The sequence below is a fragment of the Stenotrophomonas sp. 1L-E-5-B-C3 genome (assembly GCF_057292075.1).
The window spans coordinates 17,917-34,454 of the sequence record NZ_JBXAWS010000028.1 but is presented as its reverse complement, the minus strand read 5'-3'; the positions used below and the strand labels follow the sequence as shown (position 1 = coordinate 34,454).

11 protein-coding genes are annotated in these 16,538 nt (G+C 65.6%); 6 read left to right on the top strand and 5 right to left on the bottom strand.

Annotated elements, in window-relative coordinates; all coding sequences use genetic code 11:
* Positions 1-162 precede the first annotated feature (162 nt).
* From AC0Z6F_RS21540 to AC0Z6F_RS21525, 4 genes are all read right to left on the bottom strand, one after another.
* Positions 163-1,758 carry an alkaline phosphatase D family protein gene (locus AC0Z6F_RS21540; protein ID WP_485618403.1) on the bottom strand — a complete coding sequence of 532 codons (1,596 nt, stop codon included), beginning with the start codon at positions 1,756-1,758 and terminating at the stop codon, positions 163-165.
* 10 nt (positions 1,759-1,768) lie between these two features.
* A complete protein-coding gene (locus AC0Z6F_RS21535) occupies positions 1,769-4,702 on the bottom strand; it encodes a TonB-dependent receptor (RefSeq protein ID WP_004152964.1) in 2,934 nt (977 codons plus the stop codon).
* 141 nt (positions 4,703-4,843) lie between these two features.
* Entirely contained in the window at positions 4,844-5,866 is a 1,023-nt protein-coding gene (locus tag AC0Z6F_RS21530) for a FecR family protein (RefSeq protein WP_004152963.1), read from the bottom strand.
* Positions 5,863-6,378: an RNA polymerase sigma factor gene (locus AC0Z6F_RS21525; RefSeq protein ID WP_004152962.1), complete on the bottom strand. Its 516-nt coding sequence runs from the start codon at positions 6,376-6,378 to the stop codon at positions 5,863-5,865. The genes AC0Z6F_RS21530 and AC0Z6F_RS21525 overlap by 4 nt, the downstream gene beginning before the upstream one ends.
* A 138-nt stretch (positions 6,379-6,516) precedes the next feature.
* On the opposite strand from AC0Z6F_RS21525, the gene AC0Z6F_RS21520 reads away from it, so the two are divergent.
* Together AC0Z6F_RS21520 and aceE are read left to right on the top strand one after the other, a co-directional pair.
* Positions 6,517-6,816: a hypothetical protein gene (locus AC0Z6F_RS21520; protein WP_485618407.1), complete on the top strand. Its 300-nt coding sequence runs from the start codon at positions 6,517-6,519 to the stop codon at positions 6,814-6,816.
* A gap of 244 nt (positions 6,817-7,060) precedes the next feature.
* The gene (gene aceE, locus AC0Z6F_RS21515; protein WP_485618408.1) at positions 7,061-9,733 is read left to right on the top strand and encodes a pyruvate dehydrogenase (acetyl-transferring), homodimeric type; all 2,673 of its coding nucleotides are present in this window, start codon (positions 7,061-7,063) and stop codon (positions 9,731-9,733) included.
* 51 nt (positions 9,734-9,784) lie between these two features.
* Here the strand turns inward: aceE and AC0Z6F_RS21510 are convergent, their stop codons facing one another.
* On the bottom strand, positions 9,785-10,267 hold the full coding sequence (locus AC0Z6F_RS21510; RefSeq protein WP_485618410.1) for a LuxR family transcriptional regulator: 483 nt from the start codon (positions 10,265-10,267) through the stop codon (positions 9,785-9,787).
* Between the two features lie 190 nt (positions 10,268-10,457).
* Between AC0Z6F_RS21510 and AC0Z6F_RS21505 the strand changes: the two genes are divergently transcribed.
* From AC0Z6F_RS21505 to AC0Z6F_RS21490, 4 genes are all read left to right on the top strand, one after another.
* Entirely contained in the window at positions 10,458-11,687 is a 1,230-nt protein-coding gene (locus AC0Z6F_RS21505) for an MFS transporter (protein ID WP_100468141.1), read from the top strand.
* Positions 11,684-12,841: an ROK family protein gene (locus AC0Z6F_RS21500; protein ID WP_012510674.1), complete on the top strand. Its 1,158-nt coding sequence runs from the start codon at positions 11,684-11,686 to the stop codon at positions 12,839-12,841. Before AC0Z6F_RS21505 ends, AC0Z6F_RS21500 begins: the two co-directional genes overlap by 4 nt.
* Before the next feature lie 86 nt (positions 12,842-12,927).
* Complete coding sequence (locus AC0Z6F_RS21495) at positions 12,928-15,423, top strand: TonB-dependent receptor (RefSeq protein ID WP_485618412.1); 2,496 nt, start codon at positions 12,928-12,930, stop codon at positions 15,421-15,423.
* A complete protein-coding gene (locus AC0Z6F_RS21490; RefSeq protein ID WP_485618414.1) occupies positions 15,423-16,529 on the top strand; it encodes a YdcF family protein in 1,107 nt (368 codons plus the stop codon). Before AC0Z6F_RS21495 ends, AC0Z6F_RS21490 begins: the two co-directional genes overlap by 1 nt.
* Positions 16,530-16,538: the final 9 nt, after the last annotated feature.

Sequence of the window (16,538 nt, the reverse complement as noted above, 5' to 3'; positions counted from 1 at the left end):
GCCGAGGCAGCGTCATCGGAGCCTCCCGGGTCACCGGGGGATTGTGCCTGATCAGGGCACGATCCAAGACACAAGAGCCGAGCCCATGCTCGGCTGCTTTTCCGGTCAGTTATCGAAGAGCAGCCGAGCATGGGCTCGGCTCTACAGGGTAGACCGGTAGATTCAGGCCTCCTGCAACCCCGGCCGGCCGTGTTCCACCGCGTAGCGCTTCCAGCTCTGCACCGTTCCGTTCGGCTGCATCACGGTATCCAGCGTCTTCATGTCGCCGATCCACGCATCACGGGTGACATCGCACAGCACATAGCCACGCTTGTCGGTGGTCGCCCTTAATTGCGGACTGTGCCGCAGCTGGTTCTCGGCATACGCGTCCACGCCCTGGCCATCGGCACCGGAGGTGATCGAGGTGGCGAGGAATTCGCTGGAGACCACGCCTGAATCACGATGGTCCTGCACCAGGTCGCTGGCGTAGTGCCGATGCGCGTCGCCGCAGGCGGTCACTACATTGCCGAAGCCAACCTTCTGGATGTGGTCAAGCAGGCGCCGGCGGCTGTCCAGATAGCCCGACCACTGGTCGTCGGACGACTGAACCACACCATCCTTCTCGCGCATGTAGTTGCCCAGTGCCACTTGGTGGGCGATGGTGTGCCAACGTGGCCTGGCATCGGCCAGTCCGTCGAACAGCCAGCGCTCCTGCTTCGCACCGACGATGCTGCGCGCCGGTGATTCCACTTCCTCACGCAGCGCCATGTTCACCTGCTTGCTGCGGTACTGGCGGGTGTCGAGCAGGTGCAGGTCCATCAGCGTGCCATAGCTGGCACGCCGATACATCTGCATGTGGCCGTTGCGGGGAAGCGCCGATCGACGCAGCGGCATGTTCTCGTAGTAAGCCTGGAAGGCCTGTGCGCGGCGCAGCAGGAATACTTCGCTGGGGGTGTCGTCCTGGTCTTCGGCACCGGCCCAGTTGTTGTCCACTTCATGGTCATCGAAGGTGACGAACCACGGTGCCGATGCATGCGCGGCCTGCAGGTCGGAATCGCTCTTGTACTGGGCGTAGCGGCGACGGTAATCGTCCAGCGTATAGATCTGCGGGCCCACATGGTTGCGCAGGTTGGTGAACGGCTGGCCGTTCATCCGGCGCGCGCCCGGTTGGCTTGCGCCCTCGTAGATGTAGTCGCCGTAGTGGAAGACGAAGTCCAGCGGCTCCTCGGCGATGCGCCGCCACGCGGTGTAATGGCCCTCCTCATAGTGCTGGCAACCGGCCACGGCGAAACGGACACGATCAACCGCAGCGCTTGCTGCCGGCAGCGTGCGGGTGTGGCCCACCGCACTGGCGTGGCCGCCCACGCTGAAGCGATACCAGTACGGACGGCCCGGTGCCAGCCCGTCCAGCTCCACGTGCACGGCATGGCCAAGCTCGGGGTGGGCCATCGCCGAACCCTGGCGCACCACCTTGCGCATGCCATCGTCGGCCGCCAGCTGCCACTGGACCGCCATCGGTTGTGTCGGCATGCCACCACCGAACACCAGCGGCTCCGTTGCCAGGCGTGTCCACAGCACCATGCCATCGGCCGAGGGATCACCCGAGGCCACGCCCAGGGTGAACGGTGTACTGGCGAACCGCGGCGAGGCCAGCAGGTTGCGCGGGTTCAGCGCGGTGGCATCAGTCTGCGCGGCCAGCGCCCGTGCCGTGCCCATCCAGGCGCCGGCGGCGGACAGACCGGCCAGGGCCAGGAATCGCCTGCGATTGATCGTATCCACGGGTGCGCCCTCAGTTGTAGATGATGTGGAAGTAGAAGAAGCGGCCGTAGTCGTCGATCTCGGTGCGGAAGCGACCGTTGGGACCAGTGCTGTAGGTCGGCTGCGTGTTGAACAGGTTCTTGGCCTCGTACTTCAGCGTCACGTGCTTGCTGACCTTGTGGCTGAAGGCCATGTTGAAGGTCATGTACGGGTCGTAGTACGAGTCCAGCCACTGGGTATCACCGAAGTCGACCAGCATCCGGCTGCGGTAGGTGCCGGACATGCGCAGCTGTGCGCTCTTCCACGGCATGCGCCAGATCACCGACCCATTGAGCGACCAGTCCGGCTGGTACAGCAGGCGGTCCAGGCGGCGCTCGCTGCCATCACTGATGCGGTAGTTGGTCTGGCCTTCCAGCCGCGTGGCGTTGAAATACATATCAAAGCGCTGGCGGCCCCACTGCAGGTTGCGGTTGGCCACCGCGAACTCGACGCCGCGCAGCTTGGACGCGTCGGTGTTCATCGGCTGGGTGACCCGGTAGCGGGTATCACCCACGTTCTCGAACGTGGTCAGGGTGTAGATGTCGTCCTTGATCACTTTGTCGAACAGCGCGACCGAGACCAGGCCGTTGTTGTCGTTGAAATACAGGTCCCAGGCCAGGTCGATGTTGGTGGAACGGCGCGGCTGCAGGTTGGCGTTGCCCTGTTTGATCGTGCAGAAGCCCCTGCCCTCCTCGTCATCGCCACAGCTGGTGCTGGTGGCCTGGGCGATGTTGCTTGGCGTCGGCCGGCCCAGGGTGCGGCTGGCGGAGAAGCGCAGGCGCTGGTCGTCGGTCAGCTTGAAGGTTGCGTTCAACGACGGCAGCAGGTTGTTGTAGCCACCACTGGTCCTGCGGAACGCGGAGGTATAGGTGGCACCGCCATCATCACTGAAAGGGCTGAATGCATCGAAGGTGGTGTGGTCGTAGCGCAGGCCACCGATCAGCAACAGCCGATCCCAGGCATAGTGCGCGGAGACATAGGCATTGGTGATGTCCTCAACGTACTTGTAGTCACTGGTGAAATCGGCATTCGGATAGGCCGCGTCGTTGCCGCCAAGCGTGGGCGCGAGTTCGTCATTCCATTTGCGATTGTCGATCAGCGGAAAGCCCGGCACGCTGCCCAGCAGTGTCGAGCCGGGGTACAGATAGTCGTTCAGCGTCGCGCTGCTCTTGAAGTAGTCGAAGTCGATGTCCTGCCAGATCTTCAGGTGGCGGTATTCGGCACCGGCAGCCAGGCCGAAGCCGCGCGCATCGGCATCAATGTTGTAGCTGAAGTCGGCGCGCAGGTTGTCGATGCTCTCCTTGGCATCACGCGGCGAGACATAGGCCTGTGCCGGGTTGAGCTTGAAGGCCGAGCTGGTCAACAGGCTGGAATCGGACACCGCCACCGCGTTGGGGAAGCCGTGACTGTCGTTCTCGTAGTCGACGAACAGGTTGCTCGGATAAGCGCGCACACCCCAGTAGACCTGGCTGTTGTGGAAAGTTTCTTCGGTGTGGCCGCCACGCAGGGTCAACCGCGAACGGTCACCAATGTCCCAGTTGAAGCTGGCGATGGCGCCGCGATTGCTGCGATCCCAACGATCATGCCGGTTCTTGATGTAGATGCTGTTGATCTGGGTGGTGCCGCTGTCATTGGTCTGGTTGCGGACCGGAAACTTGGCGTTGCCGTACAGGTCGGTCTTGTTCATCGTCGAGTTCTCGTAGAACCGGTACGAGTACAGCAGCAGCGACGCGTAGAACGGATCGTCCGACGGTTTCCATTCCAGCTTGGCCGATCCACCGAAATTGGTGATGAAGTTGGTGTAGGTACCGGTACTGAAATTGCCGGGCGCACGCAGCCCGTTCCAGCCCTTGGCCTCGTCCGGCCCAGTGGTGCCGTCGGTGAGGTACTTGCCGGCGTCGTTGTAGTAGTAGTTCGACTCCACCCAGCGCTTGACGCTGTTGCGCGAGCGCTGCTCATAGCGGGCCACCGCAACGATGCCGAATTCCTGGTCGGCGCCGAACTGGTTGGAGAACACCATCTTGGCGCTCTTGCCGAAGTGGCCGAGGGTCTTGTGATCACCGCCGGCGCTGCGCTCGACGTTGGTTTCAGCGGTGGAATAGATGCCGGCGATATCGGCGAACACGTACCTGCCGGACCGGTCGAACGCGCTGCGGCTGATGATGTCGATCACGCCGCCGATGGCATCCGGCGCCTGCTCGGCACTGAAGCTCTTGTAGATGTCGGTACGGGTGCCAATGTCGCTGGGGATCAGCTGCAGGTTGTTCATGCGCTCACCCGAGCCACTGCCACCGACACTGGCAATCGCGATGCCATCGATCGTCGTGTAGTTGAGGTTGGCCTGCACGCCACGCACCGTCACGTAACGCGGCTCGCCGGCGTCTTCCACCGCGCTCAGCCCCGGCGCGGCCATCAGGCTCTCGGCCAGGGTTTCGTCGCCGTAGCTGTCCATCTCGTCGTAGACCACCGAATCCTTGATCACCGGCGAGGTCTTTTTCTGGTCGATCACCTCATGTGCAGCAATCACCTTCACCGTGTCCAGGGTCGGCGCCACCACCGCCTCGGCCTCGCGCGGCTTCGGCGCGGCCCGCTTCGGTTCGTTGCGTGCGGGCGCCGGATCGATGGCGATGACGTTGCCGTCCACCACGGTGTAGCCCAGGCCGGTTCCTGCCAGCAGCGCGTCCAGTGCCTGCTTGACGGTCGCACCACGCGGCACCGCCCCGGCCATGCGTGCTTCACCGCTGCCCGAGTACAGGAACTGCACGCCGGAACTGCGCGACAACTGCTCCAGCGCACGCGCCAGCGGCTGCGCCGCGATCGGAGCCGGCACGCGCGCCTCGAGGCCATCGGCAGTGGCCGCGGCTGCCAGCGGTACGCTGCAGGGAGACAGGGCGAGGATGATTGACAGGTAGAGCGTGTTGCGCATCACGGGTCCTTGGAAGAGAGAAGGCAGCAGGTGCCGCTGAGCGATTCGACAGCGGCTTCTCCCAAGTAAGAGCCCGCTTCCACCGAAGTGGAGAACGCGGATTCGATGAATCTTTTCTGACAGCGCAGGGCCACGCCGGCCTCAGCGGCTGCCGACCCGCATCGTGTCGCCCTCGCGGCGGACGACGAAGCGCGGATCGCGTTCGAGGAACGCCTGCAGAGCCCCAATGCGATGTGCATCCAGGCTGCCGGAAAGCCGTGCCGCTGCCGCACCCTCGTCCAGCACGCGCACCTGCACCTGGTTGTGACGGTTGAAGGCGGCAGCCACCTCATCCAGCCGCTCATCAAGGAAGGACACCTTGCGCTGCTGCCAGTCCAGCAGCATCGACAGCGGTACATCCAGCGACTCCACCGCATGGCTGCGCGCGTCGACCTGCACCACCCGGCCTTCGCCCAGCTGCGCAAGACGCGTTGCATCCCTGCCCTGGCTCCACACCTCCACTTCGCCGGAGACCACGCCGATGCGCGTGCCCTGCAGGCGTCGCGAGACGTCGAATACGGTGCCGATGTCACGGATCTGCAGCCCGTTCACCTGCACTTCGAACGGACGGCGGTCGCGGGCGATGTCGAACGTGGCCTCGCCCTGCAGCAGCTCCACTTTGCGGCTGAACCAGCTCATGCGTACCCGCAGGCGGCTGTCCGCGTTGAGCCGCACCTGGGTCTGGTCAGGCAGCACCAGGTCGCGCAGTTCACCATGGTCGGCGCTGTACAGCTGTTCGGTGGGCATCAACTGCGGAACCAGGCCCACGCCGAGCAGGGCGACACAGGCTGCGGCAGCCACCGCCCACCAGCGCGCGCGGCCGCGACGCGGTGCAGCGCGCGACGCGGCGGGTGCGCTACCGAACAGCGGCACCACCTTGGCGGCCGCCTGCCGTGGCGGCGCCTGCGCCTCTTCAGGCAATGGCGATTGCAGCGCTGCACCGACCTGCCGGTGCAGCGTGAGAGCGTGCATATAGGCGCGCACGTGTTCGGGCGAACGCTTCATCCAGTGCAGGAACGCAGCGCGCTCGGCCTCGCCCATACTCCCCTCTCGATTGCGCAGGAACCAGTCCTCGGCCTCACGGGCGATCTCATCGTCGGCCGCACGCAATGGATGCCAGTTCATCTGATCTCCCTGGCGCCCAGCGCCTTCCTGCAGGCCTCCAGCCCCTTGCCGATATGCTTGCGCACCATATGCACCGACACCTGCAGCTGCTGGCTGATTGCCGGGCAGTCCAGCCCGTCGCGGTAATGCAGCTCCATCACCCGCCGCGTCGTCGCAGGCAGCCGAGCGATGGTGCTGCGGATACCGTTCCAGCGCTGCGCGCGCTCGAACTCGCCTTCGATGTCTTCTTCGCTTTTCAGCACTTCCGCCAGTAGATCAACGTCTTCCAGCGGCGGCAGCGACGAACGTGAGCGTGCATGCTCGCGCGCCAGGTTGGCCGCGACGGCGAACAGGTAGGCTTCCGGATTCTCGATCGCTGCGGCATTCTCGCCGGTGCTGCGCAGCAGGCGCAGGTAGACCTCCTGCGCCAGGTCTTCGGCATCCTCGCTGGCCGAACCGCGACGCAGGAAGAAGCCACGCAGCAGCCGTCGCCGCAGGGCATAGCCCTTCTCCCAGATCCTCACGCTGTTCACGGCCGACCAACCACCCCGAGGCTGGAAAGCCCCGCAGGGTGACGGCCATCGATGACAGTGGCGTTTCAACTGCCGGCACGCAGCCGCTAGAATGCCGCCCCTGCAGTTTCCAGCAGCCGGCACAAGGAGTGCCCCGCAATGAACGCCCGCACCGCCATCAACACCCTCAGCAGCCTGCTGTTCCTGCTGCTGGTCGCCCACACCACCGCCTACCAGCAGCAGATGTGGCCGCCCAGCCGTGTCGTCCACGTGCATCCGGTGGTCGCCGCCCTCGCCTACGCGCTGGGCCTGCTCACCCTGCTGCTGTGGATCGGAGGACGCCGCTTGCCGGAACGCTGCCAGCAGCTCTCGGGCTGGCTGCCGATCGTGGCCTGGTGCCTGCTGGGCATTGGTGTGGCGGTCATCCCGATGTTCTTCCCGGGCCTGTCACCGGCCTGATCAGCGGCCGCACCCAGCACGCCCGCCCATGATACGGCGCGCCGTGCCAACCCTTGCTTGCCAGAGACCCAAGCCGGGCCCGCCTATCGAAGCCGGGTGGCCCGGCCTACGCTTGTCTTCTCGGTGACCGCCACGGTCGCCCTTCGCGTCACGGCCCCGCCGTTGCGACCCCGCTCCAGTGCTGTGCGCCCTGCCGGTGTTGTCGCCCAGGCAGTAGTCCGACCGGCGCCTTCTGGAGACAGCCATGAATCAAGCCCTCATTCCCTTCGATACCGACCCGCTGGAAACGCAGGAGTGGCGTGAATCGCTGGAGGCGGTGATGCAGGCCGGCGGCCGGCCCCGCGCGCACTACCTGATCGACCAGCTGAGCGAACTGGATGCGCAGCAGCACGGCGACCTGCATACCCGCGCGTGGACCGCCTATGTCAACACCATTCCGCCCGAGCGCCAGCCGGCCTATCCAGGTGACCTGGCCATCGAGCGCCGCCTGAACGCGATGATCCGCTGGAATGCGATGGTGATGGTGCTGCGTGCCGGCAAGCATTCCAACGTCGGCGGCCACATCGCCACCTACCAGTCGGCGGCAGTGCTGTATGACGTGGGTTTCGATCATTTCTTCCGAGGCCGCACCGACACTTTCGACGGCGACATGATCTACATCCAGGGTCATTCAGCGCCAGGCATCTACGGACGCGCCTATGTGGAAGGCCGCATCGATCCGGCGCGGATGGACAACTTCCGCCGCGAAGCGGGCCGCGAAGGCCTGTCCTCGTATCCGCACCCGCGCCTGATGCCGGAGTTCTGGCAGTTCCCCACCGTATCGATGGGGCTGGGCCCGCTGACCGCCGCCTACCAGGCACGCTACATGCGTTACCTCGAGTACCGCGGCCTGAAGGAGCACCAGGGCCGCAAGGTCTGGGCCTTCCTCGGCGACGGTGAGATGGACCAGCCCGAATCGCTGGCGGCGATCTCGCTGGCCGGCCGCGAGCGGCTGGACAACATCGTGTTCGTGGTGAACTGCAACCTGCAGCGCCTGGACGGACCGGTACGCGGCAACGCCAAGGTGATCCAGGAACTGGAAGGCACCTTCCGCGCGGCCGGCTGGAACGTGATCAAGCTGATCTGGGGCAGCGGCTGGGACGACCTGCTCGCCCGCGACCACAGCGGCCTGCTGCGCCAGCGCATGATGGAATGCGTGGACGGCGACTACCAGACCTTCAAGTCGCAGAACGGTGCCTACGTACGCGAGCATTTCTTCGGCCGCTACCCCGAGCTGCTGGAGCTGGTCGCGCACATGAGCGACGACGACATCTGGGCGCTGGCACGTGGTGGCCATGATCCGCAGAAGGTGTTCGCCGCCTACCAGCAGGCCGTGAATACCAGCGGCCGGCCGACCGTGATCCTGGCCAAGACGGTCAAGGGTTTCGGCATGGGCGAAGCCGGCGAAGGCCAGAACATCAACCACCAGCTGAAGAAGATGAGCGCCGACGCGGTGCGTGCGTTCCGCGACCGTTTCAACCTGCCGGTCAGCGATGAGCAGCTGGAGGAAATGCCGTACCTGCGTCCGGAGCCGGGCAGCGCCGAGGCGACCTACTTCGCCGAACGCCGCCGCATCCAAGGCGGGCAGCTGCCGGCGCGCCTGGCCAAGGTCGATCCGCTGCCGCTGCCGCCGCTGTCGATCTTCAACACCCAGCTGCAGGGCAGCGGCGATCGCGGCCAGTCCACCACCATAGGCTTCGTGCGCATCCTCACCAGCCTGCTGAAGGACCCGGAACTGGGCAAGCTGGTGATTCCGATCGTGCCCGATGAATCGCGCACCTTCGGCATGGAAGGCCTGTTCCGCCAGATCGGCATCCATTCGTACCTGGGCCAGCTGTACACCCCGCAGGATGCCGGCCAGCTGAGCTACTACAAGGAAGCCAAGGACGGCCAGATCCTGCAGGAAGGCATCAACGAATCCGGTGCGATCTGTTCGTGGATCGCCGCCGGTACCGCCTACAGCAACCACGGGCTGGCGACGATTCCGTTCTACATCTTCTACTCGATGTTCGGCCTGCAGCGCGTCGGCGACCTGGCCTGGGCCGCCGCCGATGCGCGCACCCGCGGCTTCCTGCTCGGCGCCACCTCCGGCCGTACCACGCTGATGGGCGAAGGCCTGCAGCACGATGACGGCCACAGCCACGTGCTGTCGTCGGTGATCCCGAGCTGCGTGTCCTACGACCCGACCTACAACTACGAGCTCGCGGTGATCATCCACGACGGCCTGCGCCGCATGTACGTCGAGCAGGAAGACATCTACTACTACATCACCGTACTCAACGAGAACTACCCGCAACCGGCACTGCCCGAGGGCGCCGAGGCTGGGATCCTGAAGGGCCTGTACCTGCTGCGCCCGGCAGCCGCCGATGCCGCCTCGCAGCCACGCGTGCAGCTGATGGGCAGCGGCTCGATCCTGCGCGAAGTGGAAGCCGCGGCGGAACTGCTGCAGCAGGACTTCGGCGTCGCCAGCGATGTGTGGAGCGCGACCAGCCTGACCGAACTGCGCCGCGACGGCCTGGCCGCCGAACGCCGGAACCTGCTGCATCCGGCCGAGGAGCCGCGCGTACCCTACGTGCAGCAGTGCCTGCAGGGCCACGAAGGGCCCCTGGTGGTGGCCACCGACTACATGAAGATCGTCGGCGACCAGATCCGTCCCTTCATCAACGACCGCCGCTTCACCGCGTTGGGCACCGATGGTTTCGGCCGCTCCGACACGCGTGAATCGCTGCGTACGTTCTTCGAGGTGGATCGCCACTTCATCGTGCTGGCGGCCTTGAAATCACTGGCCGATGAGGGCCGCATCGAGCGTTCGCGGATGCAGGAGGCCATCGACAAGTACGGCATCGATACCGGCAAGCGCGATCCGGCCGCTGTGTAAAGCTGCGGCGTTCACCACGTCCGTTCTGCGGGCGTGGTGCCGGCGGCAACGCTAGGGCATCCGCTTGAACAGATTGGTCTGCAGGATCGGCGTACCGTCGTGGCCGTAGAACGCCTTGGTCTCGGTCATCGTCGAGCGATCGGCCGCCACGGTGTAGATGCGGGTGGAGGCCGGCGTACCGTGGTCCACCAGCTGCATCACCAGGGTGTTCGGCGCTGGCAGCTTCAGGTTGGCCTTGTCCGCACCGTAGGTGCCGGACAGGGGACCTGGGGTGCCATCCAGCGCCAGCGTGCCGTCGGACTTCATGGTATTGCCATCGTGCAGGACGATGTCCACATGTGAACTCCAACGCCCCGCACCGGCGTCCTTGAACTCCAGCACCACCTGCTTCGGGCGCTGCGCCTCGGGCAACGCAGACGTAGCGATATCCAGCGACCAGCGCCCCAACAGCGGCGAAGGAGACGCCTCCACTGCCAGCGCCGGAACGGCGGGGAGTGAAAGCGCAGACAACAACACAGCGGACAACAGCTTCATACGTTGCTCCATTCGGCGAAGAAGGCTCTGCGTGAGGCGTTGTGGGGCGCAGCACGGTCAATGCTGCTCGCCCACGGCGTGTGCTGCAAGCCACTCGCTGAATGGCCGACCTCGCGCCATGTCAGGCCGCTGTCACACAGGGGTAGTAGAACGATCCCGGATCTCCGGCTTCCTCCCCCCCAAAACAGCGTTGAACGCGCAGCCATCGCCGCGGCAGCTCTATGCCGCCGGCCACTTCGCCCGCACTCTGTCCTGGTCGTTCGTGGACCTGGCGCTGGGCTACTACCTGCACGTCCGGCTGGGACTGTCTGCTGCCCACACCGGCCAACTGCTGGCGATCTCCCTGGCCTACAGCAGCGTTCTCGACCTGCTGCTGGCCGCCGTATTCACCCGCCTTCGCAACCAGCAGCGCCTCGCCCTGCGCCTGCAGCTCATCGGCGGGCTCGGCACCGCCGCCAGCGCTTGCCTGCTGTTCAGCCCGAGCAGCGCGACCGAGCCCGCCTTCCTGCCGCTGCTGGCCGCCTCGCTGTTGTTCCGTACCTGCTACGCGGTTTACGACGTAGCCCAGAATGCACTGACGTCGCTGTTGCCCCGCGACGAGAACGAGGCCATGCGCTACGTTTCCGCCCGCGCTGTGGTGGTACCGATCTCCAAGCTGTGCATCGCTGCAGCACTGTTCGGCGTGGTCGGTTCACCTGCATCCGCAGGCAGTGGCAGCGCGCTGCTGATCTGCATGATCATCGGCATCCTGATCGTGGCCGCCGCGCTTCCCCTGGCCTGCGTCGCCACGCCCGCACAGCCGGCCACAGCCATCAGGCCCTTTGCCGGCGCCCTGCCGCTGCCGGCACTGCTGCCGGTTCTGCTGGCTGCAGCGGCAGAAACGGCGCTGGTGGGCCTGGCCGGGCGCTTGTTTCCCTTTGCCGACCAGGGTGCAGCGCTGACCTTCGCCATGGTCGCGGGCATGGTGGTCGCGCCTTGGCTCCATCTGCGCCTGCGCCCCCCACTGTGCAGCGAGACAGGCCTCATTGCGCTGATGTCGGTGCTGGCCATCGCTGCCGTCTGCGTTTACCAGGCCAAGCCCTCCCTGCCTGTAGCGATTGCGTGTGCCGCTGTCCATGGGGCGGCGGTGGCCAGTGTCGGCCTGGTCCTGTGGCGGCGCACCGCGCTGATCGCCCGTCGCCATGCCGCCCGCAGCGGACGTGAGGATGACCTGAGCTGTTTTGCCCTGCTCACTGGAACCATGAAACTGTCCATTGCCGCCTCCTCGTTGCTGCTGGGCCAGCTGCTGCCCGGCATACAGGCCGGTGATCCGGTCACCTCTGCCGCACTGGTCTCGCTGGTTGCCGTCGGCAGCCTGCTGTCGCTGGCCGCATTGGCCTGGCCGGTCGCGCTGCCACGTACCGAGGGCCTGCACCCATGAACCTGGCCCCCACATCGCGGCTGCGCCGCAAACCGCTGATCGCGCTGGATGCCGACCACAAGCGCATCATCTGGCTGTTGCGCACGATGGGCGCCGTTCCCCGCATCACCATTGCCCACCAGCTGGGCATGCACAACGGCGCGTTGACCCGCCTGGCGCGTGAACTGCTGATGCTGGAGGTGATCGAGGAACAGGGGCAACTGTCCGATGGCCAGCGCGGCCGACCCTCGGTGCCACTGGCGCTGTCCGGGCGGGGCGGCTATGCCGCCGGTGCCACGGTACATCCCGGTTGGCTGGAGATCGCGCTGGTGGATTTTGCCGGCCAGCTCATCGCCCGCGATGCAACCGCATTCGACAGCGCAGATCCCTACGACTTCGTGCACGCAGTGGACCAGCGCCTGCGCAGCCTTACCAGCCGCACTGGGCTCATGCGCGCGCGCTTCCTGGGCCTCGGCGTGGCGGTTCCCGGGCCCGTGGTCGAAACCGGGCCGGCGCGCAGGCACGCGGTGGACTGGCTGCACGGTTGGCGCGATATCGACAACGACCAGTTCTTCGAAGACTACTTCGGTTTCCCGGTCTGGGTGGAGAACGATGCGACCCTGGCGGCGCTGGCGGAGTACTACGACAGCGGACTGATCCGGGACTGCGCCTCGGCGCTGCTGCTGTATGTCGGCCACGGCGTGGGCGGCGGCGTGATCCATCGGCGCGACGTGATGCGCGGTGAGTTCGGCAATGCCGGGGATATCGGTCGCTTGTTCCGCATGGACGCACCGCGTCCCTCGGGCATCGACCTGCTGGCCACGTTGCGCGAGGCCGGCGCCGGCATTCCCTCACTGTTCGAACTGGAGTCCTGCCTGGAAACCCATGCCGGCATCATCAGCGCCTGGGCCGAACGCGCGGGGAACCAGTTGGGCGCGGCCGCCAATACCGGTGTGGCGTGGCTCGATCCTGGCGCCGTGATCCTGTCCGGCTCACTGCCGAGGCAGGTGCTGGAAGTGTTGGGGCAACACCTGCAGCAGCCTGCACGCTGGAGCAGTGCGCTGGACAGCCTGCGCCTGCCGCAGGTGCATGTGTCGCGGCTGGGAGGGTCTGCGGTATCGGTGGGCGCGGCCCTGCTGCCGATCCACCAGCTGGGTGCCGATGCCGCCGCTTAATTGTTTATTTCCGCCGAAGTAAACAATTCCGTCATCGCCCGGACCTACCGTGCAGCGGTCCCCCTTCCCTGCATGGCCGCCCTACGATGAACATCAGCCCCCTGGTCCTGGGCATCTCCCTGGTCCTGATATCCCTGCACGGCACTGCAACGGCGCAGGACACACCGGTGCAGAAGCAAGACACGGCCGACGCAGCAACACTGGATGCGGTGGTGGTTACCGGTGCGGCACGCACCCAGCGTCGCTTCGATGCATCCTTCGCGGTCAATTCACTCAGCCGCGAAGACGTGCAGAAGCTCGCACCGAAAAGCTACGCCGACCTGCTCGGGTCGGTGCCCGGCATCCATGTCGAGGCCACCGGTGGTGAAGTACAGAACATCACCCGGCTGCGTGGCATTCCCACTGACCGCGGCTTCATTGCCTTCCAGCAGGACGGCCTGCCGCTCTACCAGGAGCTGGACGGCCACTTCTTCAATTCCGGCGACGGCATGAACCGGTTCGACGTGATGAACCAGCGGGTAGAGATCGTACGTGGTGGCCCCGCACCGATCTATGCGAGCAGCGCTGGTGCCATCGTCAACAACATCCTGGCCGAGGGTTCCGAAGACACCCACGGCAAGGCGCAGCTGACCATCGGCGATACCGGCCTGTACCGCGGTGAGATGTACCAGTCGGGCGCGCTGGGCAAGGACACCTTCTATGCGGTCGGTGGATTCCTGCGTCAGCACGATGGCTACCGCGACAACGGCTTCCCCAATGACAAGGGCGGGCAGATCAGGGGCAACATCAAGCACTACTTCGACGACACCAGCTGGTTCAAGGTCAGCGGTACCTTCGTTGATGACCACAATACGTTCTACCTGCCGATCCCGGTCGCCGATCCGCGCAATCCCAGCGTTCCGCTGGACCCGTACATCGACTATTTCGACGGCACCCTGAACTCGCCCTCGCTGCGCAGTGTCAACCTGAAGTACCTCGATGGCGGTGGTGTCCTGCAGGGCATGAACCGCGATCTGGCCGATGGACGCCACATGCGCTTCGGCAACATCGGCTTCCAGTACGAGAACACCGCCAGCGATTGGACGATCTCGCTGAAATCCGGCTACACCAAGGGCCGTAATACCTTCGACGCGCTGTACTCGACCACCAATCCGGTCGACGCACGCAGCTTCGCCAACGGCTATCTGGGCGCGGCCCGTACCGCCTTCGGTGCCGGTGTCGCGCGGATGGGCTACGCGCTGGCCGGCAGCAACGGCGCCACTGCCTACGATCCCTACGCCGACTCCGGCCTGGTGATCTCAGCCCAGTACCGTGCTGCTGATTCGGACTTCTACTCCGGTCAGGCCGATTTGGGTGCGACGCGGCTGTTTGAAACGGCCTGGGGCAATCACGATCTGAACATCGGCGCTTACACCGCCTTCTTCGGCACCACGTCCTTCAGCCTGTACCAGGACATGCTGATGGAGATGCGCGGCAAGCCACGCCTGCTTGATCTGGTGGCCTACGGTAACGATGGCGCCCCACTGGGCTATGTCACCGACAAGGGCACGCTGCGTTACACCACCACTCTCAATCGCGGCAAGGTCGATGCCCGCATGTTCGCGGTGTATGCCAATGACACGTGGGCACTGTCGGACCGCTTCAAGCTTGATGCCGGCATCCGCCATGAGCGCTACCGCTACGAGGGCTATGCCGAGCAGACTGCCCAGGTCGACCTCGGCGACCGCAACACACTGGCCGACAACACCACGCGCCGGTTCACCGGCGTCGTCCAGAACCATCGCCTGAATCCGTCCGCGACCAACTGGACCGTGGGTGCGAACTTCGATTTCACCACTTCAGTGGGTGCTTACGCCCGCGTCTCGCACATGGAGATCGTTCCCAATTCGTCGGTGGCGCGCTCGATCGACCCCACCATCGTGCAGACCCAGCTGGACCAGTACGAGCTGGGCCTGAAGGCCGGGTTCGGCCGGTCCTATCTCTACCTGACCGCGTTCTACACCAAGTTCGATCCACTCAATGCGTCCTTCGTCGCCTTCAATCCGACGACCGGCCGCAATGACCAGTCGGTGCCCTTCATCGGCACCGCCGTCTCCAAGGGCATCGAGCTGGATGGCATGTTCCGGCCGCTGGACTGGTTCAGCATCGCCGGCTCGATCACGGTCAGCGATCCGCAGTACGACAGCCTGCAGAACGATTCCGGCGCCGATCCGGCCGCGGTCAACGGCAAGCAGATCGTCCGCGAACCCAAGCTCTACGGCAACCTGCGCCCGACCTTCAGCTTCCAGCACGGCCAGGACCAGTTCGAGACCTGGCTGCGCTATGACGTGGTCGGAAAATCCTTTGTCGATCTGTTCAACCAGACCGCGTTGCCGGCCTACCAGACCCTGGGCCTGGGCATTTCATGGAAGCGCGGCAACTGGGGCGCACAGCTGGTGGGCGACAACCTGACCAATGAAAAGGGGCTCACCGAGGGCAATACCCGTACCGATGCACTGGCTGGCCAGGGTTCGGCCGAGGCAATCTATGGACGGCCGCTGTTCGGCCGCAACGTCCGCCTGATGGTGAGCAGGAGCTGGTGATGCACCGACGATTGAGCTTGTCCCTGGCCCTGCTGGCCACGGCTGTGCTGCCGCTTGCGGCAGCCGCCGACGACCGCGACAGCGCGGCCCTCGCCTCGCGCTTGTTTCCGACCCTCGTGCAGCTGAATCACGATACGTTGCCCGATCGTGCGCGCGCCGCCCTGGCCGAACGCATGCAGCAGCTGTCGGCCTGCCGGACCACTGCCTGCACACTCGAGGCCGCACGCTGGACGCCCGCGCAGGCGGGCGTGTTGAGCGCCGCGGTTCCGGCGCGCGCTGCAGCCATCGAAAGGGAGCTGGCGGGCCTCAACAACATCCTCTCCGTCTACGGCCACGGCCAGCCGCCCCGCTACGACGCCATCGACGGCCCGGTCGGCGCGGCGGGCAGCACGCGCCTGGCTGGCGATGCTGCCATTGCCATGCAGATGAGCGAGGTGGACGCCGCCGCGGCCTACACCGCATTCGATCGCAGCATCGCGGTGGCGGTGGGCCTGCTTGATGCCAATGACCGCCTCGATGCGATCCGCTTCGAGCCCATCAGCGCGGGAATGAACGCCGCGCCATTCGCACGCGCGCGGCAGCTGGATTGGACCGCGCATCCATACACATCGATCATCGTGCTTGGGCAGGGCCCAGACGAGCTGACCACCCCGCTCAGCGCCGGCAGCAAGCTGCGCCTGAAAGCCGCTGCGCAGCGCTATGCAGCGGGCGATGCGCCTTTCATCATCGTCTCTGGCGGCGCCGTGCATCCGCGCGGCACCCGCAGCGTCGAAGCCGTGCAGATGCGCGAAGCGCTGATCGCGCGCTTCGGCATTCCCGCAGAGGCGATCCTCATCGAGCCCTATGCCCGCCACACCACCACCAACCTGCGCAACGCAGCCCGGTTGCTGGCGGCCCTGCAGGCACCGCCACGACAACCGGCACTGGTGGTCAGCAGCCCATCGCATATCGATTCGGTCGCCAGCAGCGGCTTCAGCGAGCGCAACCGCCGTGAGCTGGGCTACGTTCCAGGCAAGGTCGGTTCACGCATTTCGCCGTACGCGATCACCTTCGTGCCAGCGCCCGAATCGCTGCGCATCGATCCGATGGATCCATTGGATCCCTGAAGGGCGCGA